Here is a 591-nt window from a genome sequence, read left to right as displayed (position 1 = left end):
AAGAACATTACAGATTTATATCCTCATAACTATAAAACATTAAACTCAAACGTTGTAGAAGAATAATTATATCTCACAAGATGTACTTGCTCGGGTGCATACCTTCTGTTAAAAAATCTAGATTTACCAATGTTTTGCTATTATCCAAATTCAAAAACAATAAATTTTTCAATACTTTAATATCATCAAAGTTATTAAATTTTGGTGTTCTATATATAGTTAAGTCTTTTAGGTCTATTAGTTTAGACAACCCTTCTATCTCAGTCATTTTTGGCATAGTATCTATAAAAAGCATCTCTAAATTCGGCTTAGTAATTACTTTTTCACATTTTCTACAAGCTACAAGACTTATTTTTTTTACGTCTCCTTCAAGCTTAGTACAATCTATAATTTCTGATTTATCTCCAAATAAATTAACAAAAAACTCACTAACAACTGTCTCCAAACTTGCAGCTAAATAAGGGTATAGATTATTGCGTTGTTCTCTATATGAATATTCCACTGAAAGTGAACAGCCTATTCCGGTGTGAAAGTGAACAGTGTATTCCAGTGTGAAAGTGGACAGTTCTTCGCCTTGTTTTTTAGTAGTAT

1 protein-coding gene is annotated in these 591 nt (G+C 29.8%); it reads right to left on the bottom strand.

The genetic code is table 11. The features are described 5' to 3' along the window. Positions 1–73: 73 nt before the first annotated feature. The coding region (locus GOQ24_RS15380) for a hypothetical protein (protein ID WP_160340084.1) at positions 74–591 on the bottom strand (518 nt) is incomplete at its 5' end.

Source organism: Myroides sp. LoEW2-1, assembly GCF_009767705.1.
Lineage (GTDB): Bacteria > Bacteroidota > Bacteroidia > Flavobacteriales > Flavobacteriaceae > Flavobacterium > Flavobacterium album_A.
Note: the sequence above shows the minus strand (reverse complement) of the source record. Positions and strands in the feature narration are given on the sequence as shown.